The organism is Streptomyces sp. NPDC044571 (assembly GCF_040647115.1).
Taxonomy (GTDB): Bacteria; Actinomycetota; Actinomycetes; order Streptomycetales; family Streptomycetaceae; genus Streptomyces.
Genome location: NZ_JBEZBN010000019.1, coordinates 57,331 through 83,657, shown reverse-complemented (window position 1 = coordinate 83,657; position 26,327 = coordinate 57,331). Strand labels below are relative to the sequence as shown.

General features: G+C 73.2%; 25 protein-coding genes, 1 tRNA gene and 1 riboswitch. Of the genes, 9 read left to right on the top strand and 17 right to left on the bottom strand.

The features are described 5' to 3' along the window. Positions 1–94: 94 nt before the first annotated feature. Together AB0B01_RS13005 and AB0B01_RS13000 are read right to left on the bottom strand one after the other, a co-directional pair. Positions 95–490 carry a TOBE domain-containing protein gene (locus AB0B01_RS13005; protein WP_361716752.1) on the bottom strand — a complete coding sequence of 132 codons (396 nt, stop codon included), beginning with the start codon at positions 488–490 and terminating at the stop codon, positions 95–97. A gap of 23 nt (positions 491–513) precedes the next feature. Beyond that, the gene (locus tag AB0B01_RS13000) at positions 514–1,434 is read right to left on the bottom strand and encodes a LysR family transcriptional regulator ArgP (RefSeq protein ID WP_361716749.1); all 921 of its coding nucleotides are present in this window, start codon (positions 1,432–1,434) and stop codon (positions 514–516) included. An 80-nt stretch (positions 1,435–1,514) separates the two neighbouring features. Here AB0B01_RS13000 and AB0B01_RS12995 point away from each other — a divergent pair, with 80 nt between their 5' ends. The 3 genes from AB0B01_RS12995 to AB0B01_RS12985 all read left to right on the top strand — a co-directional run bounded on the left by AB0B01_RS12995 (position 1,515) and on the right by AB0B01_RS12985 (position 5,066). Further along, positions 1,515–2,162: a LysE/ArgO family amino acid transporter gene (locus AB0B01_RS12995; RefSeq protein WP_361716746.1), complete on the top strand. Its 648-nt coding sequence runs from the start codon at positions 1,515–1,517 to the stop codon at positions 2,160–2,162. A 99-nt stretch (positions 2,163–2,261) separates the two neighbouring features. Beyond that, the gene (locus AB0B01_RS12990) at positions 2,262–3,335 is read left to right on the top strand and encodes an NUDIX hydrolase (RefSeq protein ID WP_361716743.1); all 1,074 of its coding nucleotides are present in this window, start codon (positions 2,262–2,264) and stop codon (positions 3,333–3,335) included. A 198-nt stretch (positions 3,336–3,533) separates the two neighbouring features. After that, entirely contained in the window at positions 3,534–5,066 is a 1,533-nt protein-coding gene (locus AB0B01_RS12985) for a DHA2 family efflux MFS transporter permease subunit (RefSeq protein WP_361716740.1), read from the top strand. Positions 5,067–5,070: 4 nt separating this feature from the next. On the opposite strand, the gene AB0B01_RS12980 is transcribed toward AB0B01_RS12985, so the two are convergent. From AB0B01_RS12980 to AB0B01_RS12965, 4 genes are all read right to left on the bottom strand, one after another. Continuing rightward, a complete protein-coding gene (locus AB0B01_RS12980) occupies positions 5,071–6,012 on the bottom strand; it encodes a hypothetical protein (protein WP_361716737.1) in 942 nt (313 codons plus the stop codon). Between the two features lie 69 nt (positions 6,013–6,081). Further along, complete coding sequence (locus AB0B01_RS12975) at positions 6,082–6,618, bottom strand: cupin domain-containing protein (protein ID WP_361716734.1); 537 nt, start codon at positions 6,616–6,618, stop codon at positions 6,082–6,084. Continuing rightward, positions 6,615–7,832, bottom strand: coding sequence for a cytochrome P450 (locus AB0B01_RS12970; protein WP_361716731.1), 1,218 nt, complete (start codon positions 7,830–7,832; stop codon positions 6,615–6,617). The genes AB0B01_RS12975 and AB0B01_RS12970 overlap by 4 nt, the downstream gene beginning before the upstream one ends. Before the next feature lie 16 nt (positions 7,833–7,848). Further along, complete coding sequence (locus AB0B01_RS12965; RefSeq protein WP_361716728.1) at positions 7,849–8,910, bottom strand: type III polyketide synthase; 1,062 nt, start codon at positions 8,908–8,910, stop codon at positions 7,849–7,851. 206 nt (positions 8,911–9,116) lie between these two features. Between AB0B01_RS12965 and AB0B01_RS12960 the strand changes: the two genes are divergently transcribed. Then, positions 9,117–10,361 carry a cytochrome P450 gene (locus tag AB0B01_RS12960; protein WP_361716725.1) on the top strand — a complete coding sequence of 415 codons (1,245 nt, stop codon included), beginning with the start codon at positions 9,117–9,119 and terminating at the stop codon, positions 10,359–10,361. After that, a complete protein-coding gene (locus AB0B01_RS12955; RefSeq protein ID WP_361716722.1) occupies positions 10,358–10,576 on the top strand; it encodes an acyl-CoA carboxylase subunit epsilon in 219 nt (72 codons plus the stop codon). Before AB0B01_RS12960 ends, AB0B01_RS12955 begins: the two co-directional genes overlap by 4 nt. A gap of 111 nt (positions 10,577–10,687) precedes the next feature. On the opposite strand, the gene AB0B01_RS12950 is transcribed toward AB0B01_RS12955, so the two are convergent. Beyond that, a complete protein-coding gene (locus AB0B01_RS12950) occupies positions 10,688–12,469 on the bottom strand; it encodes a VanW family protein (RefSeq protein ID WP_361716719.1) in 1,782 nt (593 codons plus the stop codon). A 277-nt stretch (positions 12,470–12,746) separates the two neighbouring features. Between AB0B01_RS12950 and AB0B01_RS12945 the strand changes: the two genes are divergently transcribed. Beyond that, positions 12,747–13,445 carry a hypothetical protein gene (locus AB0B01_RS12945; protein ID WP_361716716.1) on the top strand — a complete coding sequence of 233 codons (699 nt, stop codon included), beginning with the start codon at positions 12,747–12,749 and terminating at the stop codon, positions 13,443–13,445. Between the two features lie 117 nt (positions 13,446–13,562). Then, on the top strand, positions 13,563–14,576 hold the full coding sequence (locus AB0B01_RS12940; RefSeq protein WP_361716713.1) for a nitronate monooxygenase: 1,014 nt from the start codon (positions 13,563–13,565) through the stop codon (positions 14,574–14,576). Between the two features lie 145 nt (positions 14,577–14,721). Here AB0B01_RS12940 and AB0B01_RS12935 read toward each other — a convergent pair. Next, a tRNA-Pro gene (locus tag AB0B01_RS12935) sits at positions 14,722–14,798 on the bottom strand. Between the two features lie 146 nt (positions 14,799–14,944). On the opposite strand from AB0B01_RS12935, the gene AB0B01_RS12930 reads away from it, so the two are divergent. Both AB0B01_RS12930 and AB0B01_RS12925 read left to right on the top strand, forming a co-directional pair. Next, positions 14,945–15,646 (top strand): transketolase, encoded by a 702-nt coding sequence (locus AB0B01_RS12930; protein WP_361716710.1) that lies wholly within the window; start codon positions 14,945–14,947, stop codon positions 15,644–15,646. A gap of 13 nt (positions 15,647–15,659) precedes the next feature. Then, entirely contained in the window at positions 15,660–16,577 is a 918-nt protein-coding gene (locus AB0B01_RS12925; protein ID WP_361716707.1) for a transketolase, read from the top strand. Here the strand turns inward: AB0B01_RS12925 and AB0B01_RS12920 are convergent. The 9 genes from AB0B01_RS12920 to AB0B01_RS12880 form a co-directional block, all read right to left on the bottom strand. Further along, positions 16,563–17,114 (bottom strand): GAF domain-containing protein, encoded by a 552-nt coding sequence (locus tag AB0B01_RS12920; protein WP_361716704.1) that lies wholly within the window; start codon positions 17,112–17,114, stop codon positions 16,563–16,565. The two genes, AB0B01_RS12925 and AB0B01_RS12920, sit on opposite strands and share 15 nt — an antisense overlap. 11 nt (positions 17,115–17,125) lie before the next feature. Next, positions 17,126–17,731, bottom strand: a complete 606-nt coding sequence (locus tag AB0B01_RS12915) for an ATP/GTP-binding protein (RefSeq protein ID WP_361716701.1) — start codon at positions 17,729–17,731, stop codon at positions 17,126–17,128. A gap of 82 nt (positions 17,732–17,813) precedes the next feature. Next, positions 17,814–18,224 (bottom strand): DUF742 domain-containing protein, encoded by a 411-nt coding sequence (locus AB0B01_RS12910; protein ID WP_361716698.1) that lies wholly within the window; start codon positions 18,222–18,224, stop codon positions 17,814–17,816. After that, complete coding sequence (locus AB0B01_RS12905; RefSeq protein WP_361716830.1) at positions 18,224–18,652, bottom strand: roadblock/LC7 domain-containing protein; 429 nt, start codon at positions 18,650–18,652, stop codon at positions 18,224–18,226. The genes AB0B01_RS12910 and AB0B01_RS12905 overlap by 1 nt, the downstream gene beginning before the upstream one ends. A gap of 56 nt (positions 18,653–18,708) precedes the next feature. Beyond that, entirely contained in the window at positions 18,709–20,595 is a 1,887-nt protein-coding gene (locus AB0B01_RS12900) for an ATP-binding protein (protein WP_361716695.1), read from the bottom strand. A gap of 252 nt (positions 20,596–20,847) precedes the next feature. Next, positions 20,848–22,380, bottom strand: coding sequence for a GDSL-type esterase/lipase family protein (locus AB0B01_RS12895; protein WP_361716692.1), 1,533 nt, complete (start codon positions 22,378–22,380; stop codon positions 20,848–20,850). A gap of 444 nt (positions 22,381–22,824) precedes the next feature. Continuing rightward, the gene (locus AB0B01_RS12890) at positions 22,825–24,027 is read right to left on the bottom strand and encodes an MBL fold metallo-hydrolase (protein ID WP_361716689.1); all 1,203 of its coding nucleotides are present in this window, start codon (positions 24,025–24,027) and stop codon (positions 22,825–22,827) included. 157 nt (positions 24,028–24,184) lie between these two features. Next, positions 24,185–24,970 (bottom strand): SGNH/GDSL hydrolase family protein, encoded by a 786-nt coding sequence (locus AB0B01_RS12885; protein ID WP_361716686.1) that lies wholly within the window; start codon positions 24,968–24,970, stop codon positions 24,185–24,187. Between the two features lie 167 nt (positions 24,971–25,137). Then, the gene (locus tag AB0B01_RS12880) at positions 25,138–26,094 is read right to left on the bottom strand and encodes a LysM peptidoglycan-binding domain-containing M23 family metallopeptidase (protein WP_361716683.1); all 957 of its coding nucleotides are present in this window, start codon (positions 26,092–26,094) and stop codon (positions 25,138–25,140) included. Positions 26,095–26,098: 4 nt separating this feature from the next. After that, positions 26,099–26,305, bottom strand: a riboswitch (cyclic di-AMP (ydaO/yuaA leader). Positions 26,306–26,327 lie beyond the last annotated feature (22 nt).

Sequence of the window (26,327 nt, the reverse complement as noted above, 5' to 3'; positions counted from 1 at the left end):
CCTTCGGCGGATCAGTGGCCAGTCTGCCACCGCCGCCCCGCGGCTCCGGGACGGGCCCCGCGCCCCGGACCAGCGCTTCGGCGCCGAGACCGGGTCAGACGCGGTCGATGAACACGCTGGTCGACTTCACCCGGGCGACGGCCCGCGCCCCCACCTCCAGGCCGAGCTCCTCCACCGCCTCCCGCGTGAGCAGCGACACGATGCGGTGCGGTCCGGCCTGGATCTCGACCTGGGCGTCGACGGTGCCGAGCTTCACGGCGGTGACGATCCCCGGGAAGGCGTTGCGCGCCGAGGTGTACGGGGGCTCCTCGGTCTCGGCTGCGCCTTCCTGCGCGGCTTCCACGCAGAACGCGGCCAGGTCGGGCCCGTCCACCATGCGCCGCGTACCCTCGCGGCGGGTGGGGAACCTTTCGGCATCGGCCCAGCGCCGAGCCGTGTCGACGCTCACCCCGAGCAGCCGCGCCGCCTGACCGATCGTGTAGGACTCCATGGGGGAAGCCTAGTGGTGCCCTGTCAGCCGGAGCCGTCCTGGAGGAGCGCCTCGGCCGCGGCCTGCGCGATCACCTGCGCCGCCCTCGACAGTGCGGGCGAGTCCAGCTTCCACTGCTGCCAGTACAGCGGTACGTCCAGCGGTCGGCCCGGCACCAGCAGCACCAGGGCGCCCGCCCGCAGCAGCGGTTCCGCCTGCGGCTGCGGTACGAGACCCCAGCCGAGACCCGCCGCCACGGCATCGCGGAAGCCCTCCGACGTCGGCACGTGGTGGCGCAGGGGCGAGGCCGCCGCCTCCGGGTCCCCCGTCAGCGACCGGACGAAGGAGTCCTGCAGCACGTCCCGCCGGTCGAAGACGATGACCGGCGCCTTCCGCAGCCCTCGCTCCAGCTCCGCCCCCTCCCCCAGGTGGCGGGCCGCGAAACCGGGGCTCGCCACGGGCAGGTACCGCGCCAGCCCCAGCCGCCGTACGCTGCAGCCCGCCACCGGGTCCGGCGAGGAGGTGACGGCCGCCATCACCCGGCCCTCCCGCAGCAGCGCCGTCGTATGCGACTCGTCCTCCCGGCGCAGCTCGAAGGCGACCGGCGGATCCTGCGGCACCCGGGTCAGCGCCGGCAGGAACCACGTCGCCAGGGAGTCCGCGTTGACGGCGATCGGCAGCCGTACCGGGCCGCCCCCGTCCTGCGCCATGCCCAGCTCGGCCCGGGCGTCCCGCTCCAGCCGGGCCAGTTGCCGGGCGAACCGCACCACCACCTGCCCGGACTCCGTCGCGCGGACCGGCTTCGTCCGCATCAGCAGGACCCGTCCAGTCCGCTGCTCCAGTGCCTTCACGCGCTGGCTGACCGCCGACGGCGTCACGTGCAGGGCCGCGGCAGCGGCATCGAAGGTGCCCTCGTCCACCACGGCCAGCAGGGTCCGCACCTGGTCCAGGGGAAGCTCGTCCATCACGTCTCCATCACGAGAGCTAATGGTACGTAAAAATCTTTAGCTGTACTGAACCGACCTGCCTGCCTACGGTCGGAGCCATGACACACGGCATCTTCACGGCGGCCCTCGCCGGCTTCGGCACCGGCCTTTCCCTCATCGTCGCCATCGGCGCGCAGAACGCCTTCGTCCTCCGCCAGGGCGCACGCCGTCACGCCGTCCTCGCCGTGGTCGCCATCTGCGCCCTCTCCGACGCGGTCCTCATCGCCCTCGGCGTCGCCGGCGTCGGCGCCTTCGTGACCGCCTGGCCCGCGGCCCTGACCGTGGTCGGCATCGCCGGCGGCGGGTTCCTGGTCTGCTACGGAGTGCTCGCCGCCCGGCGCGTGCTGCGGCCCGTGCCCGGCGCAGCCCTCGACACCGGGGGAAACGGGGCCGGAAGCGGGGCGGGAAGCGGGGCCGCCTCCCGCCGCCGCGCCGTTCTGACCTGCCTGGCCATGACCTGGCTCAACCCGCACGTCTACCTGGACACCGTCCTGCTGCTCGGCTCCCTCGCCGCCGACCGCGGCGACCTGCGCTGGGCCTTCGGGATCGGCGCCGGGTTGGCCAGCCTGACCTGGTTCGGCTCCCTCGGCTACGGGGCCCGGCTCCTCAGCGGCCTGCTGGCGCGTCCTTCGGCCTGGCGCGTGCTGGACGGGCTCGTCGCGGCGACCATGGTCACCATGGGCGGGATGCTCCTGGCCCGGGCATGACACCGCGCTGCCCCTGAGCGGGGCCGGCGCGGCGGGTCCGGGGAGTACGGCACACCGCGCCCGCGCAAGCCGTCCCCCGCACGACCCCCGGGAGCCGCCGTGTCCGACCGCCCCTTCGCCGACGCCGACGCCGACGCCGTACACGCGTACCGCTCCGCCCGGCCCGGCCCGCTCGTCGCGGCCACCGCGGTCGTTCTCGACCTCCGCGGGCGGGTGCTCGTCCTGACGCCCTCGGGCCGGGCGGACCGCCGGCTTCCCGGCGGCCCGGTCGACGAGACCGAGACCCCGGAGACGGGGCTGGCCCGCGTGCTGGGGGAGGAGCTGCACCTCAGCGTCCCGGTCGGCCGGCTACTCGCGGTGGACTCGCGCGGGCCGGGGCCGCTCGGGCGGGCCCGGATCGAGCACGTCCACCTGGTGGGGCCGCTCCCACCCGCGCAGATCGCCGCGCTCTCCTGCACGCAGGGCAAGGTCGCATCCGCCGACTGGCTCGCGCCGGACGAGGCGTACGCGGTCCTGCCCGCCCAGCTCGCGCCGCGGTTGCGCGCCGCCCTGAGCGCCCTGTACGCCGGCTCGGTCGCGCACCTCGTGGAGGGCGTCCCCCAGCCCGGCTCCCCGGCCGGCCTGGACCCCGCGCGCCGGGCAGCCCTCGAACACGCCGGTGCCTTCGACTCCGCGAGCCACCGGGCCGCCCGCCCCAAGGCCGTCACCGCCGCGAGCGTGCTGTGCACCGACGCGACGGGCGCGGTCGTGCTCGTGGAGCCCGCGTACGGCAAGCCGGGCCGCTGGAACCTGCCGGGCGGGGGCATCGACAGCGACCTCGGCGAGACCCCGCGCGCCGCGGCCCGCCGCGAGGTGCGCGAGGAACTCGGCCTGGACCTCGAACCGGGCCGGCTGCTCGGCGTCAACTGGGCCCACAAGCCCGGCTACCCGGCGCGGATCCGCTTCCTGTACGACGGCGGGGTCCTGGACGCGCCGACCCTGGCCCGGATCCGCCTGAACCCCACCGAGCTGCTCCGCTGGCGGGCGGTGGACCCCGGGCACCTGCGGGGCGCGGTCAAACCCTCGCTGCGCCGGCAGATCACGGCCTGCCTGCGCGCCCGCGCCCGGGGCACGGGTCCGCTGGAACTCCACGCCGGCCGCGCGGTGGGGCCCGGGAGCCGTGGAGCCCTCTAGCCGTGGAGCTGTGGAGCCCCGGAGCCCTATAGCCGTGGAACCGTGGCGCCCTGATCCCTGCGGGGCCGGGGAAGGAAGGTCACTGCACTGGTCCATCCGGACGCCCTCGTGGCGTGGTGCGCAGGCGCGGGGCCCGTCTCACGCATCGTCGAGTCAGACGTCCCCTGCCCCATCGAGCGGAACCCATGGAGTCCCACCGTGTCCGCAGAACCGACCGGACCGGCCCCTGGCGCCGGCACCACGTCCGCAGCCCCCGCGCCCGCCGCGGCGCCGCCTGATCCGCGCCGCTGGTGGATCCTCGCCGTCATCGGCCTCGCCCAGCTCATGGTCGTCCTCGACGCCACCATCGTGAACATCGCGCTGCCCTCCATCCAGGCCGGTCTCGGCTTCTCCGACCAGCAGCGCCAGTGGGTGGTGACCTCGTACGCCATCGCCTTCGGCAGCCTCCTGCTGCTCGGCGGGCGGCTCGCCGACCTGATCGGACGCCGCCGGGCCTTCCTCGTGGGCCAGCTCGGATTCGCCGTGTCCTCCGCCGTCGGCGGCGCCGCGGCCACCTTCGGGATCCTCGTCACGGCCCGGGCGATGCAGGGCGTGTTCGCGGCCCTGCTGGCCCCGGCCGCGCTCTCGCTGCTCACCACCACGTTCTCCGCACCCGCCGAACGCGGCAAGGCCTTCGGGGTGTTCGGGTCGCTGGCGGCCTCCGGGGGGGCCGTGGGGTTGTTGCTGGGCGGCGTGCTGACCGAGCATCTGGGCTGGCGCTCGACGTTGTACGTCAACGTGCTCTTCGCCGCCGTAGCCGTCGCCGGCGGGCTGCTGCTCCTGCGCCGGCAGGCTGGCGCCGCCCCGCCGCGGCTGGACCTGCCCGGCACGGTGCTCGCCTCGTCGGGGCTGTTCTGCCTGGTCTACGGTCTGGCCACGGCCGGCCCCCGCGGCTGGCAGTCGGTGCACACGCTGGGCCTGTTGAGCACCGGGGCCGGCCTGCTCGTGGCGTTCACCTGGTGGCAGCGCCAGAGCCCGCACCCGCTGCTGCCACTGCGGATCGTGCTCGACCGGGTCCGGGCGACGGCGCTGGCGTCCGTGTTCGTCACCGGCGTCGGCATGTTCGGGGTGTTCCTCTTCCTGACGTACTACCTGCAGCACACCCGCGGCTACAGCCCCGCCAGGACCGGCCTGGCCTTCATGCCGATGTCCGGCTGCACGATGCTCAGCGCGATCGGCAGCAACCTGGGGCTGCTGGGCAAGGTGGGCGGGCGGCCGCGCATCGTCGTCGGCATGCTGCTCGCGGCCTGCGGGATGGCGTGGATGAGCCGGCTGTCCGCCACCGGGCCGTACGTGGTCGACGTCCTGCCCGGACAGGTCGCGACGGGCCTGGGCATGGGCCTGATCACGGCAGCCGCCATGAACCTGGGCACGGCGGGCATCGACCCGCGCGACGCGGGCGTCGGTTCCGCGACGGTCAACGCCATGCGGCAGATCGGCGGCTCGGTCGGCACCGCGCTCATGAGCACGCTGGCCGCCGGCACCGTCGGCCGCGCCCTGGCAGGCAGACGGCCCGCGCCGGAACTCGTGGCGCGGGCCGTCCTGGAGAGCTACCACACGGTCTTCACGGCCTCGGCGGCCATCTTCACCGCCGGGGCCGTGCTGACCTGGCTCCTGCTTCCCGCCGGCCTGTCGATGGAGCGCACCCGCGGTGCAGCGGGGGGCCGGGGCGGCCGGCCGTCAGGAGCCTGACGGGCTACGAGTGGGAGGGCTGCGCCGGGCGCGAGTGCGCGGCCGGCTTCGAGGGTGCAGCCGGCTTCGCGGGCTTCGACGGCGCAGCCGGCTTCGCGGGCTTGGCACCGGACGGCGCCGCGGGGGCGGCGGCGTCGGTCGCCGGGGCTGCCAGCGGGCAGTTCGCGACCGAGCTGCGGACCCGGTCGCCGGTGGAGAAGTGCTTCAGCTTGCAGGAGTTGGTCCCGAGTCCGCCGTCGACCTGGCCGTAGCCGGGTCCGATCGTCAGGACGCTGTCGTTCTGGCCGCGGACCGTGTCGTTGCCGGGACCGCCCTGGACGATGCCCGCGGACTCCGCGCCCACCGACTTGGGCTCGATGACGTCGTTCTCGCTGCCGCCGAGCACCCGGCCGCCGAGGTCGACGTTGCCCGTGCGGATCAGGTCGCTGCCGTCGTTGCCGAAGACCTGGCCGCCGCCTCGCTGGTACTCGCCGGGCTCGCCGAGCACACTGCCGGTGGTGATCGAGTCGTCGCCGTGGTCGCCGTAGACGGTGGCCCCGTGCGCCGCCGTGCCCATGACGAGGGCGGTGATGATGGTGTCGTCGCCCGCACCGCCGCGCACCGACGAGTTGCCGTTGCGCGGGTAGAGGTTGTTGACCTGGAGGGTGTCGTCGCCCTCGCCGCCGAGTACCTGGGAGTCGATGAGCATGCCCTTGACGCGGATGTTGTCGTTGCCGGCCCCGCCGTAGATGATCGCGTTCTCGACGTCGTTCTCGCACAGGATCGTGTCGTCGCCGTCGGTGCCCCTCACCTCCTGGCCGGGCCGGGCCTCGACGCCGTTGACGTAGCACCAGTGGGACGGCAGGGGTTCGGCGGCCTGGGCCGGGCCCGCCGCGAGCGAGGCGGCAGCGAGGGTGCCGGCCAGGGTGTAGGTGGCGGTGCGGAGTGTGCGGCGAGTGCGCAGCATCGATTGTCTCCCGAGCAATGGTGTGGGGGGTGTGGATGTGGTGCTTCGTGCGTGGTGCGTGGGTGGTGGTCAGGACAGCCCGTGGCGCAGCGGCGTGAGCTGTTCGATGTCGTAGCGGGCCCGCAGTTGCGAGATCGCCAGGGGGTCGGGGGTGGTCCCCGCGTCGAGCAGCTCCAGCAGCTCTTCGAAGTACCGCTCGTGGTCGGGGGGCGGGGAGGCCTGGAAGAACATCCGCGCGGGTTCGCCGGTGCGGTTGGCGAACGCGTGCGGGCAGCCCGGCGGGACCACGATGACGGTGCCGGGAGTGGCGCGGACGACCCGGCGCCCGTCGAGTGCCTCCCAGTGCCGCCAGTCGTCCCCGCTGCGGACGCGCGGTTCGAAGGCCATGACGTCGAGTTCGCCTTCCAGGACGTAGAACAGCTCCTCACTGCGTGTGTGCAGGTGTGCTCCGACGTCGAACCCGGGCGGTACGACGACCTCGAAGCTGGAGGCCACCGTGGAGTGCTCCCCGGTGACCTTGAAGGTGACCTGCTGGGCTTCGGTGTGCAGGGTGCGGCCGTGACCCGGTGGGACGAGCAGCCCGTCGCGGGCGATGTGCGCGGTCATGACCAGGTCACGGGCAGACCTTCTGGCCCGCGGATGAGTGCTCCCGGCCGCCAGCGCAGTTCGCTCGCCGGGACGGCGAACCGCAGGTCCGTGAAGCGGTCGAGCAGCGCGTCCACCATGAGTTCGGATTCGAGGCGGGCCAGCATGTTGCCGGGGCAGAAGTGGGGCCCGTATCCGAAGGAGACGTGCGGGTTGGGGCTTCGGTCGAGGTGCAGCTCGTCGGGGTCGGGGAAGACGTCCGGGTCGCGGTTGGCGGCGAGGTAGGAGACGTACACCGCTTCGCCCGCCCGGATGAGGTGTCCGGCGACCGTGACGTCCTCAAGGGCGATCCGGGAGAGCCCGACCGCGTTGCGGTGGGGGATGTAGCGGAGCAGTTCGTTGAGCGCCGACGGGCGCACGCCGGGGTTGCTCCGCATGTGTTCCAGCAGGTCCGGCCGGGTGAGCAGGATGTAGACCATGTTGCCCACGTTGTTGGTGACGGCCTCTCCGCCGATCTGGATGAGCAGCGCCAGCCCGGTGGCCTCCTCCTCGGTGACCTCACCGGCCTCGACGGCCTTGACCAGGAGGCCGATGACGCTCTCGCCGCCGGCGGTGTCCCCGGCGCGCAGCCGTCCGCCGAGGTAGGCGCACATGTCGTTCTTCGCCTGTTCGCTGCGCTGTGCTCCCTGGGCCGAGGAGAGGATCAGCGTGGTCCATTCGTGGACCATGGGCCGGTCGTCCTCGGGTACGCCCATCAGCTCGCAGACCACGGCGAGCGGGAAGGGGGCGAGCAGACGCTCGGTCAGGTCGACCGGGGGTCCGTCGCGCAGGATCCCGTCGACGAGACCGTCGAGCATCTCCTGCGCCCGGGTGCGCAGACGCTCGACGCCGCTGGTGGTGAAGGCGGCGGCGACGGTGCGGCGCAGCCGGGTGTGGTCGGGCGGGTCCTCGAAGCCCACCGCACCCGGCGCCGGAATGAAGTGGGGGGCCAGCCGGGTGACGTCGTGCTCGACGACCAGCTTTCGGCTGAACCGGGGATCGTTGGCCACCATCCGTACGTCTTCGAAGCGGCAGATGAGCCACGCCCAGCCGCTTCCGTTCGGAAGTTTGATGCGCGTGACCGGCCCCGCCCGCATCAGCTCGGCCAGGACGGGGTCGAAGTCGACCCCGTCCAGGGCCGGGGTGGGCCAGTGCGTGACGGGTGGCCTTGCAGTTGCGGGGCCGTCCTTCAGCATTCTTCGGATTCCTCCCTCACCCGGTCCCTCGTTCCGAGGTCCAGCTGCCCAGTGAGATCTCTGCGGTGATTCCCGGGCCGAAGCCGGCCAGCAGGCCCCGCGCGGCATCGGCGGTGCCGTTCTCGTCGAAGAGTCGGCGCAGTGCGTCCAGGACCACGGCGCTGGCGATGTTGCCGTACTCGGTCAGTGTGGCCCGACTGAAGCGGAATGCCTCGGGTGCCACACCGAGGTACTTGCTCAGGTCGTCCAGGATGCGTGGTCCACCCGCGTGGATGATGTAGAAATCCAGGGCTGCCGCGTCCCACCCGTGGGCCTTGGCCAGGTCCTTGAGGGACGGGGCGAGGGGCTCCATGGTGCCGGGGACCCGCCGGTCGAGCTTGAAGTGGAATCCGGTGGACTTGACGTCGTACATGATCCAGTCCTCCGTCTGGGGGATGATGTACGAGCTGTTGCGGTGCAGTTCCATCCCGGTGCCGCCCTTGCCGCGCACGACCGCCGCACCCACGCCGTCGCCGAACAGGCCGTTGGACAGCAGGTTGCCGACCTCCAGGTCGCTCGGCTGGTAGCACAGGGAGCAGAACTCGCAGGAGACGATCAGCGCGTTCGCCTCCGGGTAGGCGGTGCAGAAGTCGTGGGCCCGGTTGACCGCCGCTCCGCCCGCAGCGCAGCCCAGCTGGGCGATGGGCAGCTGCTTGGTGTCCGTGCGGAAGCCCAGCGTGTTGATCATCCACGCGGTCAGCGACGGCATCATGAAGCCGGTGCACGACACGTAGATGATCATGTCGATGTCCTGCGCCCTCAGCTGCGCGTCCTCCAGCGCCTGTCGCACCACCGCCGGGACCCGCGCCTTGGCCTCGGTCTCGTAGACGGCGTTGCGCGATTCGAAACCGGGGTGCTTGAGGGTTTCCTCGATGGGGCGCACGATGTGCCGCTTCGCGACGCCGGTGTTCCGGATCAGCCGCAGCGCCAGGTCGAGCTGTGGATGATCCGCGTGCACGGACCGCGCCAGATCGAGGGTCTGCTCCATCGTGATCACGTGCTCGGGCACGCACACCGTTGGCCTGCACAGAGTCGCCATGGGTGGCTCTCCTTTCGTGTCTGACACAGCCTCATCGACCTGCGGCCGATGCGCGCGCGGGACTACGGCGTTGGGGGACATGCGCCAATCCGGTGACGCTGCCCGGCGGAGGCTGCGGAGCGAGCGGCGGGAGGGAAGGGATGAATCAGCCGATTTCCCCGCGAAATCGCGCTCCGGGGGGTGACATCCACGCAGGGAGATGAACCATGACGTCAGACCCGCATACGGCCCTCAAGCCGGAGATGGATCCGGCCTCGGACGAAACGGTGCACTTCTGGAGCCTGGAGGACCTTGAGGCCCTGGAGTTCGACCCCTTCCTCCAGGACCGGCTGCGCGAGAAACGGGCCGCCCGGATCCGGCTGCCCTACGGCGAGGGCAGCGCCTGGCTGATGGCGCGCTATGCCGATGTCAAGGCGGCCACCACCGACCCCCGGTTCAGCAGGCAGGAGCTGGTCGGCAAAACGATCACCGCCTCCTCCCCGCACGCGATCGCCTCGCAGCAGGCCTCCTTGAACTACGCCGACCCGCCGCGCCTGAACGACATGCGCCGGGTGGTGGCGCGGGCGTTCACGGGCAAGAGCATGCAGAAGCTGCGGCCGTCGGTGCAGCGGACCGTCGACAGCCTGCTGGACGGGATGGAGCAGCAGGGGGCCCCGGCGGACCTGGTCGAGCACCTGCACGGCCCCCTGCCGCTGGCGGCCGTCGCGGACCTGCTGGGGATGCCGCAGGACATGCGCAGGGACATGACCTCCTGGGCGAACGTGATCATGACCCCGGGTCCGGCCCCCGCGAAGAGCACCGACGCCCTCAAGACCGTCCGCGAGTGCGTGGTCGAGCTGCTCGCCCACCGCCGCGAGCACCGGAGCGACGACCTCGCCGGGGTGCTCGTCGACGCCGCCGACGCCGGCGAGATCACCGAGGCGGAAGCCGTCTCGCTGGCCACCGCCATCCTGGTGAGCGGCGCGCACGCGGTCCGCAACAACAGCGCCAACATGGTGTTCCTGCTGCTGACCCATCCGCAGCACCTCGCACGGCTGCGCGCCGAGCCCGACATGATCCCGCAGGCCGTCGACGAGCTGCTGCGCTACATCCCGCACCGCAGCGGAGTGGGTCTGCCGAGGGTCGCCACCCGGGACGTCGAGATCGGCGGCGTGACCGTGCGCGCCGGGGAGACCGTCTACTCCTCGTACCTCGCGGCCAACCGCGACCCCGAGGTGTTCCCGAACCCGGACCAGCTGGACTTCGACCGCGGCCCCATCGCCCACATGGCCTTCGGGAACGGCCCCCACCACTGCGTCGGCTCGATGCTGGCCCGGATGGAGTCCGAGCTCATGGTCAGCACGCTGATCGACCGCTACCCCAGGCTGGCGCTGGCCGTGCCGCCGGAGCGGATCGAGTGGCAGCCCGGCGCCCTGATCCGCGGGCCCAAGTCCCTGCCGGTGACCTGGTGATAGGTCGGCACCGGATCAAGGTCGTGAAGGGCAGCCCGGACCACATGGAACTGGCGGCCCTCACGGCCGCCCTGTTCGTGATGGCGCGCACCACCCACGGCTCCGGCGAGCGCTCCTCCCGGCACCACCGCGCCCACTGGGACCGGAACCTACCCGCCTTGATCCGCTTTCCCGCCCACTCCTGGCGTGCCCGGCCGGGATCTCACAGGCACTAGCGGGAGCACCGCCGACGGTCACAGCGGCGCCCTGCGCTCGCGCATCAACTGCGCGAGTGCAGGGCGCCGCGTGGTGCGCAGGCCGCCGGCCGGACGGGCCGGGCCCCCGGGTCAGGCTCCGGCCGGCGCCTGGGTCGGGGCTGCCGGGGGCGTGGGAGCGGAAGAGGCCTGCGGCGTCTGCGCGTCGCAGGTGACCTCGTCGCGCGGGGTGTAGTGCGTGGGGTAGGTCTCCCGCTTCACCTCCCGGCCTCCCTGGACGAAGATCCGGTCGACGGTGACGTCGAACCCTTCGAGGGGGGTCTGCACCTCGCAGGTGGGGCCGGAGCCCGCGCGCTTCCCCGGCGGGGTGACCTTGGTGCGCGGCCCCTTGGTGGCCCGTATCTCTTCGTACTTCTTCGTGCCGAGCAGGGTGATGGTCACCGAGGTGTCGGTGGACCGGGCCTGGACGTAGATCGCGTGGCCGGAGTCGTTCTGCCAGCGCAGGTCGAGCGTGCCCCAGGCGACGGTGGCCTCGCGGCCCTCGGGGTAGCGCTCGATGTAGAACGAGTGGGCTCCGTGCTCCAGCGGCTTGACGCCTGCGAAGAACGCGGCGTTGTACATGGTCGTGGCGACTGCCGAGACACCGCCGCCGGGCGACTTCACGTACTGGCCGTCGTTGATCATGATCCCGTCGACGAAGCCGTTCTCCTTGGTCCGCTCGCCGACCGTCTTGTTGAAGCTCCAGGTCTCGCCCGGGAGGACGACGGAGCCGTTGATCAGCTGTACGGCGCGCGCGATGTTGGTGGTGCGGTACGGCGCGGCCGGGAAGTTGACGGTGAAGGAGGACACCTTCTCCTTGATGCCGAGGCGGCGCGCGTTCTCCGCCGTCAGCTTCGGCTGGACCGTCGTCACGGGGAGCTGGGCGGTACGGGCGGCGCCCGACCGCGTCAGCAGCGGCAGGACGGCCTTGCCGAGGGCCTTGTCGCTGACCTGCACTCCGGTGCGCCCGTCCTCGGCGACCACCGCCTGGTTGGCGGAGTCGATGCGGAAGGTGGCGCCGCGCGAGGGCCGGGTGACCTCGTCGACCTGCCGGGCGACCGCGGGGTCGGCCAGCAGCCCCTTGGAGTCGAGCCGCGGCACGAGGCGGCCGTGGTCGTCGGGCTCGACCTCCAGGTGCCGGCCCAGTACCGCCGGGGACAGGGTGATCCGCCGGCCGCCCAGGGTCAGGCCGACCGGGCCGGACATGGCCGGCTCGCCGAACTCCTTGAGGGCCCGGTCGGTCTCCTGCGGGCCCACGGCCGGGGCCTCCTGCTCCACCGGCACGGTGACCGGGCCGCTCTGCGGGCGCAGGTAGGCGGCGCGGACGGTGTCCGCCACCCGGTCGGCGCGTACGGAGACACCGGTGACCGGCGCGGTCGCCTTGGCGGCGCCGGCCTCGAAGGTGAGGGAGCCGTCGCGGGCCGGGCGTCCGGCGGCGAGCCGGTCCGCCGCGGCGGCGCTCGTGGGGCCGTCCGTCCGGATGACCGGCTCGATCTCCCGCTCCTCGGTCGGGCCGAGGAGGCGCGCGAGCACCGTGAAGGGATCGGATCCGGCCTGCGCGGCCCGGTCGGCGGTGGCCACGGCGTCGAGGGACAGGCCGAAGGCGGCGGGCGAGGCCTGCTCGGTCCGGTCGCCGATCCGCAGGGCGATCGGCGCGGCCGCAGCGGGGCCGAGCTCGCGCTCCAGGGCCGCCTCGGCCTGCGTACGGCTCATGCCGCCGAGGTCGACGCCGTGCACGCGGGTGCCGTCGGCGATGACGTCGTCGGTGACCACGAGGCCGGTGACGTAGAGGCCGCCGAAGCCGAGTACGGCGGCCCCGCCCACGAGGGGCAGGGCGGTCCGCCGGCTGCGGATCAGACGGTAGGGGCGTCGCATGTCTCTCCCGGTGGCGCTGGTACGTCCGTATGGCGTCGCCTGGCGAGCCCACCCGAGGACACGAAATACGCCAGACCGGACACAAGCATTCATCAATTCGGATGAAATGGGCCAAAAATGTGCCCGTTCTCACGACGGCAGGCCGTTCGCCCGCCACCTGGGCGGCCTGGCGAGCAAAAGTAGGGCCACTCACTTGGAATTGGCCCTATCCGCCGCGCCAGGCCATGCCACACCGTGAGCCCCGTCGGTCTTTGGCCCCCACGAAAGGCTCCACCCGGTGTCCTCGGCCCCTCGCCGCCCCGCGCGGCACCTCACCCGTCGGCTGCTCCAGCTCTACGTCGGACTCGCCCTGTACGGGGCGAGCTCGGCGTTCCTGGTCCGCGCCGGACTCGGACTCGACCCGTGGGACGTCTTCCACCAGGGCCTCGCCGAGCGGACCGGCTGGAGCATCGGCACCGTCTCGGTGGCCGTCGGCGCCCTGGTCCTGCTGCTGTGGGTGCCGCTGCGGCAGCGACCCGGGCTCGGCACCCTCTCCAACGTGTTCGCCGTCGGCCTCTCGATGGACGCCACGGTGGCCGTGCTGCCGGACGTGCACGGCGCCCTGGCGCAGGGGGCGCTGCTGACCACGGGCATCGTCCTCAACGGAGTCGCCACCGGCCTCTACATCAGCGCCCGCTTCGGGCCGGGACCGCGCGACGGCCTCATGACCGGCCTGCACCGGCGCACCGGCCGGTCCGTGCGACTGGTGCGCACCGGGATCGAGCTCACGGTGCTCGCGGCCGGCTTCCTGCTCGGCGGCACCGCCGGTATCGGCACGCTCGCGTACGCCCTGGCGATCGGCCCCCTCTCGCAACTGTTCCTCCGCGTCTTCGCCCTCCCCGATCCGCCCCGCTTCCCGGCCGCGGCCCCGGTCGCCGGCTCCGCACACCCCCCGAAGCCCGCCCCGACGCCGACCGGGACGGCGCCGCGGCGGTGAGCAAACGCCTGCCCGGGCCAGGAAGGAAACCCTCCCCACGTCGCGGCGCCGACTCGATCACGTTCACGAGGCCCGGGACGGCGGCGCACGCGATGATGGAGCTGAGGAGCATGCGCCATGGCCGCTCGCCGCAGGGCTGTCGCGAGCCCGCTGGAGGTCCTGATGCTGACCACCCCTGTATGCCGCCTTCTCGGTATCGATGCCCCGATCATCTGCGCGGCCTTCGGCCCCTGGGACGAGGTCGATCTCGCGGCCGCCGTGTGCCGGGCCGGTGGGCTCGGCAGCCTCGGCACGGCGGTGCGGGCCCTTCCGGAACTGAAGGAACAGTGGGCTCGGCTGCGGCGGCTGACGGACCGGCCGTTCGCGATCAATCACACGAGCCGCCCCCTCGACGAGGAGGCGTTCCAGGCCACGATCGAGGAGCGGCCGGCAGCGATCTCCTTTCACTTGGCGGTGCCGCCCGACCTGATCGCCCGGGCGCACGATGCCGGCATCCTCTGGATCCAGCAGGTCTCCGGTCGCCGTCAGGGCGACGAGGCTCTCCGGGCCGGAGCGGATGTGATCGTCGCGCAGGGCGGCGAGGCCGGCGGGCAGGGCGGGGATGTCGCCACGATGGTGATGGTCCCCGATGTCGTCGACATGGCGGGCGAGGTACCCGTGCTCGCGGCCGGCGGGATCGCCGACGGCCGCGGCCTGGCAGCGGCGCTGACACTGGGCGCGCAGGGTGTGCTGATGGGGACGCGCTTCCTCGCGTCGGAGGAGATGAGCGTGTCGCAGGCGTGGAAGAGCCGGCTCGTCGAGTCCGCCGCCGCGGACGCGGTGAAGGCCGTGGGCAGTGAGCGGATCCTGCCGCCGTTCAACCTCCCCGGCAGTGCCGGGGTGCCGCGCTGCCTGCGCACCCCCCTGGTGGACGCCCTGCGCGAGCATCCCGAACAGGTGGACCCCGCGGAGACCGTGCCTCGCGTGATGGCTGCGATCCTTGCCGGCGGCGGTGAGGAGTACCTCCCCTTCACCGGCCAGTCGACCGCCCTCGTGCACGAGATCCTGCCCGCAGGCGAGATCGTCCGCCGGACCGTACGGGAAGCGGAGGCGGCGCTGGCGGCAGCGGCCCGCGCCGTCGGCCCGGGGTGAGGACGGCCCTCAGCCCGCGGACGGCAGGGGACGCAGGACGCCTCCGCTGCCGGGAGGGATCGGTCCTGCGACCACCACGGCCCGGGACACACGAAAGGCCGCCCTCTCACGGATGAGAGAACGGCCTCCGACCTGCGTTTCCGCATGGTCGGGACGACAGGATTTGAACCTGCGACCCCTTGACCCCCAGTCAAGTGCGCTACCAAGCTGCGCCACGTCCCGATGCCCGCTGACCTGGGGTTTCCCCGTGGCCGAACGCGCACGAGAACAATACCGCACTTCGCAGGGTGGTCGCGCGCACCTTTTGAGGGGCGGTGGCGTCGGCCGGCTCTTGACCTCAAGTGGACTTGAGGTTGCATGATCCACTCATGTCACACGCAACCGCGGACACAGGGTTCCGCTACGAGGATCTGGGCCGCCTCATGGCGCTCATGACCGGGGCCGAGAAGCACGGGCCCGCCGCCACCTCCACGCTCGACGTGCTGTGGGTGCTCTACGACCAGGTGCTGCGCGTCGGGCCCCGGAGCGCCGAGGACGCCGAGCGGGACCGCTTCCTGCTGTCCAAGGGGCACGGGCCGATGGCGTACTACGCCGTACTGGCCGCCAAGGGGTTCTTCCCCGTCGACTGGCTCAGCGGCTTCGGCTCCTACGCCTCGCCCCTCGGGCACCACCCCGACCGGACCCTGATCCCCGGGGTGGAGATCGGCAGCGGCTCGCTCGGGCACGGGCTGCCGCTCGCCGTGGGCTCCGCGCTCGGGCTGCGGGCCCAGGGGCTGGACGGGCCCGCGGTGTGGGTGCTCATCGGGGACGCCGAGCTCGACGAGGGCAGCAACCACGAGGCGCTCGCGTACGCCGGCTCCGCCGGGCTGGAGAGGCTGCACACCGTGGTGATCGACAACGACTCCGCGACCCACGGCTGGCGCGGCGGGATCGCCTCCCGCTTCGAGGCCGCCGGCTGGTCGGCGGTGACCGTGGACGGGCGGGACCACGCGGCCCTGCACGCCGCCTTCACCGCACCACATCCGGGCCGGCCGCACGCCGTCGTCGCCCGCGTCGAGAAGAAGGTTTGAGGGGGGAACACCCATGGACACCATGCGCGAACGATTCATTTCGGTCACGTCGGAGGAGCTCGACGAGGACCCGCGGCTGGCGCTCGTGCTCGCCGAGATCACCATGGACGGCTTCCGGCCCGCCCAGCAGCGCCACCCCGAGCGGGTGATCAATGTCGGCATCCGCGAACAGCTGCTGGTCGGCGTGGGCGGCGGGCTGGCCCTGACCGGCCTGCGTCCGATCGTGCACACCTTCGCCAGCTTCCTGGTGGAGCGGCCGTTCGAGCAGGTCAAGCTGGACTTCGGACACCAGGGCACGGGCGGGGTCCTGGTCAGCGCGAGCGCCGGCTACGACTGGCCGGCGGGCGGTTTCACCCACATGGCGCCGGGCGACGTGGCCCTGCTGGACACCCTGGACGGCTGGACGGTCCATGTCCCGGGGCACCCCGACGAGGCGGAGGCGCTGCTGCGGCACGCGTACGCCGCCGGTGACGACCGGGTCTACGTCCGCCTCTCCCAGCAGTCGAACGCCGCTGCCCGCCCGGTGGCGGGGCTCGGCTGGCGGACCGTACGGGAGGGGGGTGGGGGCGTGGTCGTCGCCGTCGGCCCGCTGCTCGACCACGTGCTCGCCGCCACGGAGGGGCTGGACGTGACCGTCCTGTACGCGACGACGGTACGGCCCTTCGACGACGCGGCCCTGCGCGCGGCCGTCGGCCGGGCGACGAGCGACGTGGTGCTGGTCGAGCCGTACCTCGCGGGCACCTCCACCACCGCCGCCGCCCGGGCCCTGACCGAGGTCCCGCACCGTGTCCTCGGCCTCGGCGTGGGGCGCGCGGAACTGCGCCGCTACGGCACCATCGACGAGCACACCGCCGCCCACGGCCTGGACCCGCGCTCCCTGCGCGAGCGGATCGGCGCCTTCCTGCACCGGCCGGGTTCAGTCCGCCCGTAGGGTCTCCTCGCGGGCGTGGATGATCTCCATCAGCTCCGCCGCGAGCGACTTGGCGGTGGCCAGCCCTTGGTTTCCCCAGCGGCGCGGTTCCCCGTCGGCCGCGCACACGGTGCCCAGCACGATCCCCTGCCGGTCGGTGAGCGGTGCGCCCACGTACGAGCGGATCCCGCTCTCGTCGACCACGGCGTTGCCCGCGAAGCGCGCGAAGTCGCGTACGTCCTCCAGCACCAGCGCGCGGCGCCGCACCACCACGTGCGGGCAGTAGCCGTGGTCCCGGGGCAGTACGCGTGCGGGATATCCGCTCGCGGGGGCGTCCGGGGCGTGGTGCAGCCCGGCGAAGAACTGGCGTTCCTCGCCGACGAAGTTGACGCCCGCGTACGGGGCGGCCAGCACGTCGGCGATCTGCCGGGCGAAGGCGTCCAACTCGGCGTCCACCCGCTCCCCCAGGGCCAGTTCCCGCAGCCGGACGGCGCGCGCGGGCGCCTCCCGGTCCACCGGCGTGAGCAGCAGGTGCCCCGTCGACTCGTAGTACGCCATGGTGTTCCCCCTCAATCATCCGAAGAAGCAGCCGACTTGGCCGATTCAGCCGGCTTGGCCGATGCCGCCGTGAACAGCAGATGGTGGACGAGGGCGGCCAGTGTCCCCGTCCCGGAGCTCGGCAGGCGCGCGTCGCACCGTACGACGGGCACCTCGGGGCTCAGCCCCACCGCCTCGCGGACCTCGTCGGCGCCGTAGCGGTGGCCGTCGTCGAACTCGTTGACCGCGACGATGAATCCGATGCCGCGGCGCTCGAAGAAGTCCACGGCGGGGAAGCAGTCGGCGAGCCGGCGGGTGTCGGCGAGCACCACCGCGCCGAGCGCGCCCACGCACAACTCCTCCCACAGGAACCAGAAGCGCTCCTGCCCGGGCGTGCCGAAGAGGTAGAGGACGTGCCGCTCGTCCAGGGTGATCCGGCCGAAGTCCAGTGCAACGGTCGTGGTCGCCTTGGTCTCCACCCCCTCCAGGGCGTCGGCCGTCTCGCTCAGCCCGCTGAGCAGCTCCTCGGTGCGCAGCGGTTCGATCTCGCTCACGGCGCCCACGAAGGTGGTCTTGCCCGCCCCGAACCCGCCCGCGACCAGGATCTTCAGCGTCGTGGGCAGTACGGCCCCACGCACACCACGCGCATCGCGTGCGCCGCGCACGCCACGCACGCCGGGCGCGTCGGCCGCATCACGCGCTTCAGCCGCGCCGGGCGCGTCACAGTCGTCGACGTAGGCCATCGAGCACCGCCCGCAGCAGGTTGTGGTCGGCGGCGCCGAGGGGCCCGCCACCCGGGAAACGCGGCGCCTGCGCCGTGACCGCCCCGTGTTCCACCAGGTCGGACAGCAGTACCTTGACCACCACCGCGGGCAGCCGCAGCTGTCCGGACAGCTCGGCCACGGTGACGGCCGCCGCGCCCGCGCACAGGCGGAGCGCGAGGGCGTGTTCGGCGCCCAGCGGCCCGCGCGGGCGTACGCCGGTCGCCGTCACCAGCGACAGCAGGTCGAGCGCGACGGCCGGCCGGGTCCGCCCGCCGCTGGCGGTGTACGGGCGCATCACCCGGCCCGCCGAGTCGTCGAGCCACGGCGTGTCCCGCGGGGCTCCGCCGTGCGGGGCGCGGGCCCGCATCACTCCGCGGCGCCGGCGGGTCGGCGCGGCGGAGCCGCCAGGTACGGGCGGACGCTTTTGACCAGCATCGCCATCTCGTAGCCGAGGACGCCCGCGTCGGCCTCCCGGTCGGCGAGGACCGCCAGGCAGGTGCCCGATCCGGCGGCGGACACGAAGACGAGGGCGGTGTCGAGCTCGACCACCACCTGCCGGACCTCCGCGCCGTCCCCGAACCGGGATCCGGCACTGCGCCCGAGGGAGTACAGCCCGGACGCCAGGGCCGCCAGGTGGTCGGCGCTGTCGTCGTCGAGGCCGTGCAGGCAGGTGACGAGGCCGTCGGCGGTGAGGAGGACCGCGCTCCGGGTGTAGGGGACCCGCTGGACAAGGCCGCCGAGCAGCCAGTCGAGGTCCGAGAGCCGGCTGGTCTTCGTCGCCGCTTCGCCGCCCATGGGGGTGCGCTCCTTGCCGGGGTGGGGGGTCGGGGTCGGGGTGGGGGTGGACGGGGTCATGTCTGGTTCTCCGACTGGGCGAGGCCGTAGCCCCGTTGGAAGGCGGCCATCAGGCCCGGATCGTGCACGGGTTGCTCCGGGGCATCCGCCCTGCGCGGGGCGGGGGCGTCCCGCAGCTGCGGGGCGAGGTGCTCCTGGGCCCGGCGCCGGGGCAGGGGCGGCCGGTCCGGGTCCGTACGGGCGGCCGGCACGGACGCGGCTGCCGACCCGGGTACGGGTACCGGAACGGGTACGGGCGTCGGGCCCGTCGGCTCCGGCAGGCCGTCCCCCAGGCCGAGGTCCAGTCCCAGGGCCAGCCCCGGCTCGGCGCCCACCGGCCCCATCGGCTGCACCGGCCCCGGCGGCCCCACCGGCTCCGGTCGCGGATCGGGGCGTACGTCCGGCCGGGCGGCCGGGCGCGGTGCGTTCGCCGCCCAGGTCGGCGTCGGGGGGGCCGGGTGGACCGGGTGGGTCGCGGCCGTGGCTGCCTGATCCGGGGCGGGCGCCTGAGCAGGCACCCGGACCGTCTCGGCGCCCGACCGCGCCACCGGCGGATCCGGCCGCCCGCGCGGGGCCGCCGGCTCCGGGCGTTCCCGAAGCGGCATGCCCACCCGCACCGGCTCCAGCGGCGGGAGCACCGCCTGGCTCTGCCCGGTCCCCCACGAGGTGGCCCGGGAGCCCCCCTGCGCATCGGCGGCGCCGGGCGCCTCCGCGCCGAGCAGCTCCTGCGGGAGCACGAGCACGGCCAGCACACCGCCGTAGATGTTCGACTTGAGCTCGACGGCGATTCCGTGCCGGCGCGCCAGCGCCGAGACCACGTACAGGCCGATCCGGCCGTCCGCCAGCAGATGGCGCACGCTGATCTGGTCGGGGTCGACCAGCAGCGCGTTCATCCGGTGCTGCTCCGCGGCCGGCAGGCCCAGTCCGCGGTCCTCCACCTCCACGGCGATCCCGGCGGTGACCCGCTCGGCGCGCACCACCACATCGGTGTCGGGGGCGGAGAACACGGTTGCGTTCTCGATCAGTTCGGCCAGCAGGTGCACCACGTCGGCGACGGCGTGTCCGCGCACGGTTCCGCCGGACGGGGGCACGACCTTGACCCGGGTGTACTGCTCGACCTCCGCGACCGAGGAGCGCAGCACCTCGCTCAGGTCGATGGGCCGGGTCCACTGACGCCGGGAGGCCGCGCCGCCGAGCACGGCCAGGTTCTCGGCGTGACGGCGGATCCGGGTGGCGAGGTGGTCGACGTGGAAGAGCTCCTTGAGCAGGTCCGGGTCCTCGACGGTGTCCTCCAGCTCGTCGAGCAGCGAGATCTCCCGGTGCACGAGGGACTGCAGGCGGCGCGCGAGGTTGACGAAGACCTCGACCTTGCGGTCGTTGTCGGTCGGGGTGATCGGGCCGGCCAGCCGTACGAGCGTCGCGTGCGCCTGTTCCCGGGCGCCGCGCAGCTCCTGGGAGAGCAGCCAGAACTCGTCCACCCGTTTCGGGTCGGTGCCCGGCGGCGTTCCGGTCGGACCGCCGCGGACCGGGCGCGCCGGGGGCTCCCCCCGCTCCAACCGCTCGGCGACGGCGCGCAGTTCCTGGCGCCCGCGCACGCTGGAGCGGCGCAGGGCCTCGCAGCGGTCGCGGACGGCCTTGGCGGAGCGCTGGGCGCCGAGCAGGGCTGCGGCCAGGGCGCCGAGGACGAGCAGCCCGCACCCGGTGAGCACGGGCCACAGACGGGCGTCGCGCTCGCCCGCGCCGCCACCGAGCTGCAGGGTGAAGATGACCGCGGCCGCGCCGCTGAGGCCCGCTGCGAGGGTGGGCAGTACGGCGGCACGGACCAGCTGGGGCCGTATCTGCCGGCCGGGACCGGTGACGGCGTGTCTCGACGGGGCGTGGCGGGCGGCGCGGAGTCCGGACATCGGCGTCCTCTGGGTGGGGCCCGGGCCCCCAGCGGTTCCGGGGCCCGGTGTGGATCACGGTGTTGATCACCGGATACCCACGCTAGACCGCACGCTCCCGCCCCCGGCGGCGAGTTGGGGAACTTCACCGGGCGGCTTCCCGCTCCCGGTGGAGCGCTCGTACGGAAGCCCGAATCCGCCGGGGAGCGCGCACCGGCCCGGCTCCGCCCGATGCGCCGCCCCACCGACGGCCGCCCCGCAGCGGGTGTTTCGTCAGCTGGTGAAGCTTGCGGTGGCGGCGATGGCCTCGCCGCCACCCGCGGGTTCGGCCCAGCCGTTCCACGTGCCGCTGTTGTAGTCGCCGTCGCGCTCGATGATCCGGTTGTCGCCGGTGACGGCGAAGACGTGGTTGACGCCGTTCGCGGCGGCGCTGGTGAGCCGCTTCAGGCCGTCGCCGCCCATGTCGCTCCAGCCGTTCCAGCTGCCGGCGGCGTAGTCGCCGTCGCTGTTGTGATACCGGCCGCCGAGGCTGATGGCGCCGAGGTGGACGGTGGTGTCACTGGCCGAGGCGGTGATGTCGAGGGCCTTGAAGCCGCCGACGGGGCCGGCGACGGTCCAGGCTCCCCAGGCGCCCGCGGCGTAGTCGGCGGTCAGCTCGATGATCTGGTTGCCGGCGTCGGTGGCGAAGATGTGGTTGACCCGGTCGGTGGTGGTGGCGCTGGTGACGCGCTTGAGGCCGGTGCCGCCGTGGTCGGTCCAGCCGTTCCACCTGCCGGCGGTGAAGTCCCCGTCGGTGTTGTAGAGGCGTCCGTCGGTACCGATCGCCACGAGGTGGACGGTGTCGCCGTAAGAGGAGGCCGACAGGGCGGTGAACGTACGGGAGTTCGTGCCGTCGATGGCGGGGGTGAACCAGCCGGACCAGGTGCCCGTCGTGCGGTCACTGTCGTTCTCGTAGACCTTGTCGTCGCTGCCGAGTGCGAAGACCCGGTTGACCGGACCGGTGCCCGCGCCGGCCAACTCCTTGGGTGTGAAGGCGCCCCGGCTGCTCCAGCCGCTCCACTGGCCGGCGGTGAAGTCGCCCTCGGCACTGAACAGGTCCCCGTTCGCAGCGATCCGCTGCAGGTGCACCGTCTCCTTGAGCCGCGGTGCGTCCGGCCGGGCCGGACCGCCGGTGAACCAGTGCAAGGAGTAGGCCTGGTCCAGGGAAGCGGCGAAGGGCTGCGCCAGCCTGGCGTATCCGGCGTCGTTCGGGTGCAGGCCGTCGGCCATCTGCGCGGGGTGCGTACTGTCCGTGCGGTTCGGCGCCGTCAGCGCGGGTGCGTCGACGAATGTGAAGTGCTTGCCCGCACCCTGTTCAGCAGCCTCCAGCTGCTTCATCCGCTGGTTGTACTGGGCGACCGGCCGGGAGAGGTCCTGATAGTTCCATCCCGGGGTCGACGGGATCAGCCCCTGCATGATGACGGTGACCCCGGGCCGGGCGGCGAAGATCTGGTTCACGAGGGCAGTGGCCCGGTTTGCGGCCTGGCCGGGGTCCGCGCCCTGGTTGAGGTCGTTGATCCCGATGTGCAGGAGTACGACGTCGGGGTCGGCGCCCTCAAGCCAGCGGTTCACGCCGAGGCGGATGCGCTCGATGGTGTAGCCCGCGTGCCCCTCGTGCTCGGCATCCGGCATCGGTCCGTGGGAGAGGGAGCCGACGAAGTCGAGGGAGTAGCGGGACTGCTGGGCGGCGATCGCCTGGAGCGGCAGCCGGTAGCCGCCTTCCTTCGAACTGCCCTGGCCGTAGGTGATCGAGTCACCGAGAGGCATCACGCGGACCACAGGCGTCGCCGGTGCGGCCGAAACCGGTGTCCATCCGAGGAACGGGGCGGCCCCCGCCGCCAGGACGGCAGCAGCGCGGGCCAGAACTCCGAGGCGGTTCAAGGGTCTCCTTGTGGCAGCCGCCTGGCCCGGCACTCACGAGTGCCGGGCCAGGCGGCCGAAGAGCGAAGCGATGGTCAGGTCGGTGAAGCCTTGGCGGTGGCGGCTCACGGCCGGCTCCTGCACCGCCGACGGCTTCCGTCCCATTGTCCCAGGCCACCGGTGGGCCGCTTGGAGCAGGCCACCAGCCGGCATCGCCACCTCGAACGCGACCCGCACCGGGCCGTAACGGTCGCGACTCCGCGACCGTCCGGGCTCACCAGCACGCCGCCGGGGCCCTCGGGCGGGCAGTCACGAGGCGCCCCGGCCGGCGAGCCCGCCGACCATGCCCCGTCAGGACCTGACGGTCTCCGGTTCCCCGTGGGCCGTCACCGGCGGGCGGCCGGTCGTGGCCGGCCGGGACGCCGCGACGGGGGCGGGCGGCGCCGGGGTGGCGAAGGGACGCCACCACGGGTCGGTCGGCAGCGCGGCCGTGTCCCCCGGCTCGAAGGGCCGGCCCGGGATCGGCAGCGCGACCGCCGCCCCGGCTGCCTCCGCCGCCGCCAGGGTGCCTTCGCCGGGCTCCTCCCACGGGTGGGGGGCCAGGTTGAAGGTGCCCCAGTGGATCGGCAGCATCGTGCCGTGCGGGATGCCGCCTTGGAGGTCGAGGTGGGCGCGCATGCCCTCCTCGGGCGTCATGTGGATGTCCGGCCAGTACTCCGAGTACGCCCCGATCTGGATCATCGTGGCGTCGAAGGGGCCGTGCGCGGCGCCGATCTCGGCGAACCCGGGGAAGTAGCCGGTGTCACCGCTGTGGTAGATGCGGTGCTCGTCGCCCGCGACCACCCAGGAGGCCCAGAGGGTGTGCTGCTGGTTTCGCAGTCCGCGCCCGCAGAAGTGGCGCGCGGGAGTGGCCGTCAGGGACAGGCCGGCGACGTCGGTGCTCTCGTTCCAGTCGAGCTCGCGCATCCGGTCCTCGGAGACGCCCCAGCGCTCCAGGTGGGCCCCGACGCCCAGCGGGACCACGAAGACCGTGTCCGTCCCGACCAGCTCCTTGATCGTCGGCAGGTCGAGGTGGTCGTAGTGGTCGTGGGAGATCACCACGGCGTCGACCGGCCCCAGCGAGGCCAGCGGCACCGGCACGGGGTGCAGCCGCTTGGGCCCGGCGAAAGGGAAGGGGGAGCACCGCTCGCCCCAGACCGGGTCGAACAGCACGCGCCGCCCGTCGATCTCCGCGAGCACGCTGGAATGCCCCATCCAGGTCAGGCGCAGTCCGCTGACCGGCGGCTTCGCCAGCTCGGCGAGCGTGGTCGGGTAGACCGGAACGGGGGCGCCGGGGTTGCGCCGGATCCGGTGCTCCTTGTCGAAGTAGATCTTCGCGAACTCGCGCATCGAGCCGGAGGGCCTGGTCCGGGCCCCGAGCGGGTTCTGGAAGACGCCGTCGGCGAAGTTCGGCGAACGCTGGATCCGCTCCAGCCGTGCACCGGACGGATCCGCGCCGAAGGATTCGGGCCGCAGGGCGCGCAACCGTGGACGCAGGGGACGGGAGCCGGTCAAAGCGCCTCCTGGGAGGATGGGGCGGAAGGGGCGGTCGCGGACCGTGCGCCGGTCCACGCCACTCCCAACGCACACCGGCCCCGAAGGATTCCGCTCCCCGCTCCCTTCCCTCCGGCTCCCCCGCCGCAACCGCGACCACCGGCACCTGCGGCTGCGCCTACAGCGGCAGCAGATCCGGGCGCTTCGCCTCCACGTGGTCCCCGGAGGACTCCCCGCGCAGCCGCCGGCCGATCCACGGGACCAGGTGCTCGCGCGCCCAGAGGACGTTGTCCCGGGTCACGTCCACCGAGCCGCGCGGCTGTTGCGGCGGCCACGGCTGGTCGGGGTCCGCCGGCACCTCCAGCCCCAGCACCTGGGCGGCACGCAGCGCGACCCGGGTGTGCCCCTCGGGCGAGAGGTGCAGCCGGTCGTCGTCCCAGGCCCGCCGATCCTGGACGGACTTCAGCGACCAGAGGTCGAGCACCGGGCACCCGTACCGGTCGGCGATGGCGCGCACGTGTGCGCTGTACGTCGCCACCTTGCCCCGCAGGTGCTTGAGGACCGGCACGCCCCGGGTGTCGAAGCCCGTGGTGATCATGACCAGTCCGACGGCTCCGGTCAGGTCGGCGACGGCCGCCTCGAAGCGCTCCGCCACGGCGTCCGGGTCGCTGCCGGGTCGGATGATGTCGTTGCCCCCCGCGCAGAAACTCACCAGGTCCGGGGCGAGTTCCTTGGCCCTGGGCACCTGTTCGGCCACGATCTGGTCGAGGAGGCGCCCTCGTACGGCCAGGTTCGCGTACCGGAAGTCGTGCTCTTCGCGCTGATCGGCCAGGAGGACGGCCAGCCGGTCCGCCCAGCCGACGAAGCTCCCCCCGGGTCCCGGATCCCCCACGCCCTCGGTGAAGCTGTCCCCGATCGCCGCGTACGAGCCGATGGTCTTGAGTGTCGTCGTCGTCGCTGCCACGAGGCCTTATCCTCCACCTCGGCGCGTGACTTACGCCACCGTAGGCAGGGGTTGACGGACCGTGATCTATACCACGAGGCGGGTGCGGAATAACAGCGCGTGAGGCCGGGACCCCCCTCGGGCCCCGGCCTCACGCGGATCTGGACGCCCCCCGGCCTCGGGAGGTGTCAGATGCTGACGCCCTTGGAGCGGAGGTAGGCCAGCGGGTCGACGTCCGAGCCGTAGGACGGGCCGGTGCGGATCTCGAAGTGCAGGTGCGGGCCCGTCGAGTTGCCGGTGGAGCCGGAGAGGCCGATCTGCTGCCCGGCGGCCACGCTCTGGCCGACCGAGACGGACAGCTGCGACAGGTGGCCGTACTGGGAGTACTTGCCGTCCTCGTGCCGGATGACGACCTCGTTGCCGTACGCGCCGCCCCATCCGGCGGAGACCACGGTGCCGGCGCCGACCGCCTTGACGGAGGTGCCGGAGCTCGCGACGAAGTCGACACCGGTGTGGTAGCCGCTGGACCACATGGCGCCGGGCGTCTTGTACTGGGTGGAGATCCCGCCGCCGACCGGGGCGACGAAGCCGGCGGCGGTGGCCGTCCGGCTCTTCGCGGCAGGTGCCGGCGCGGCCTCGGCCGCGGCCTGCGGAGCCTGGGCCTTCGCCTTGGGCGCCGGGGCCTGCTTCTCGGCGGGGGCCTGCTTCTCGGCCGGGGCCTGACTCTGGACCGGGGCCTGCTTGCGGGCGGGGCCGTGCGGGGCAGCCGCGGCCTCGGCGCCGAGGGTCAGCTTGAGGCCGGGGTGGATCAGGGACGGGTCGGCGCCGACGGCCTCGCGGTTGTCGGCGTACAGCTGCTGCCAGCCGCCCGCGAGGTGGCGCTCCGCGGCGATCTTGGAGAGATGGTCGCCGGGCACCACGGTGTAGACGGTCGGAGCGGCGGCGGGAGCGGCCTGGAGCGCGGCCGGAGCCTGGGGGGCCTGCACGGGAGCGGCGAGGGGAGCCGCGGCCGGGGCGCCGGCCGCCTGGGCGCCGGAGGCACCCATCAGCGGCAGGGCGAGGGCCGCGCCGCCGGTGCCGGCAACGGCGAAACCACGCGCGAGGGAGCGGGACTTGGGACGGCGGTGCTTACCCTTTGCAGGCATGGCGAATTCCTCTCCGTCGCCTGCGAGGTGAGCTGTCGGGTTCGGACTGGAGATGTCCGGCCGGACAGGAACAGCACCTGTACGGCTTCACCCCGAGCTGTCCGGAAGAAAGATCCGGAGCAGCGGCTTACCTGGTTCCCCCGCTCCTGCCGCGCGCGTGAATAGTCGGGTGCGGTTCCCGGATGGCGGCAGGATTCGGCGGTCCATCCGGATCGGGGCGAACCTAATCCAGC